At 74.0% G+C, this 1,470-nt stretch carries 1 pseudogene; it reads left to right on the top strand.

The features are described 5' to 3' along the window. Positions 1-4: 4 nt before the first annotated feature. Positions 5-1,470 (top strand): annotated as a pseudogene (locus tag B9S61_RS33405) (acyltransferase domain-containing protein); the annotation flags it as partial.

The raw sequence follows: 1,470 nt of genomic DNA, 5'->3' as shown, positions 1-1,470 counted from the left end.
GGTGTTGGCGGGCCGGGGCGGGATGGCGTCGGTGCCGTTGCCGGTGGACGGCGTTCGGGAGCGGATCGCCTCCTCGGACGGTTGTCTGTCGGTGGCTGCGGTGAACGGGCCTTCCTCCACGGTGGTTTCGGGTGACGTGGACGTGGTGGCGGAGCTGGTGGACGGGTTCGTCGCCGAGGGGGTGCGGGCGCGTCTGATCGAGGTCGACTATGCCTCGCACTCCTCTCATGTGGAGGAGATCCGGGAGCGGTTGCTCGCGGATCTGGTGGGGGTCGCGCCGCGCTCGGGCACGGTGCCGTTCTTCTCGACGGTGACGGGCGGTTGGCTGGACACGAAGGTCCTGGACGCGGAGTACTGGTACCGCAACCTGCGGGAGACGGTGGAGTTCGAGGGGGCTACCCGCTCGCTGCTGGACAGCGGGCACCGCGTCTTCATCGAGGCCAGCGCCCACCCGGTGCTGGGCGTGGCCGTGGGGGAGTCGGTGGAGGCCGCGGGTGTGGACGCCGCGGTGCTGGGGACCTTGCGCCGTGGTGAGGGCGGCCTCGACCAGGTGCTGCGCGCGGTGGGCCGGGCTTGGGAGCGCGGTCTGGCCGTGGACTGGTCGGGGGCGTTCCCGGGGGCGCGGCGCGTCGAGCTGCCGACGTACGCCTTCCAGCGCAGCCGCTACTGGCTGGACGTTCCGACGACGAGCTGGGATGTCGCCTCGGCGGGTCTCGGCACGACCGGGCACCCGCTGCTCGGTGCGGCGATGGAGGTCGCGGACTCCGGTGAGCTGCTGCTCAGCGGCCGGATCTCACTGGACACCCACCCCTGGCTCGCCGACCACGCGGTGTCGGGCGTCGTCCTCTTCCCGGGCACAGCCTTTCTCGAACTCGCGCTGCGCGCCGCGGCCGAGGCGGACTGCCCGGTGGTCGAGGAACTCACTCTCGGATCGGCGCTCGTTCTCCCCGGTGAGGGAGCAGTCCACCTTCAGCTGCGCGTCGCCGCGGCCGACGGCGACGGCCGCCGCGGGCTCAGCGTGTTCGCGCGTACGACACGGGACGCCGACGGGCCCTGGACCGAGCACGCCACCGGCACCCTGGCCCCCCGGCCCGTCGAGGACCCTGCCGCGGCCGGTCTGCTGAGCTGGCCGCCGTCCGGTGCCGAACCCGTGGACACCGACGACCTGTACGAGCGGTTCGCCGAGGCTGGCTACCACTACGGGCCCGCCTTCCGCGGCATCCGTGCCGCGTGGCTGCGCGGGGGCGAGGTGTTCGCCGAGGTGGTGCTGCCGGAGCCGCAGCACGCCGACGCCGCCGGATGCGCGCTGCATCCCGCGCTGCTGGACGCGGCCCTCCAGAGCGCCGCCCTGCTGCCCGACCGGGACGGCCGGGCCCGGCTGCCCTTCAGCTGGAACGGGGTGAGCTGTGGGATCGCCGGGGCCACCACGCTGCGCGTGCGGCTCGCCGCCGACGCGCCGGACGCCGTGAC

The organism is Streptomyces sp. SM1 (assembly GCF_002910825.1).
Taxonomy (GTDB): domain Bacteria; phylum Actinomycetota; class Actinomycetes; order Streptomycetales; family Streptomycetaceae; genus Streptomyces; species Streptomyces okerensis.
This window is presented reverse-complemented; position numbering and strand designations above follow the sequence as displayed.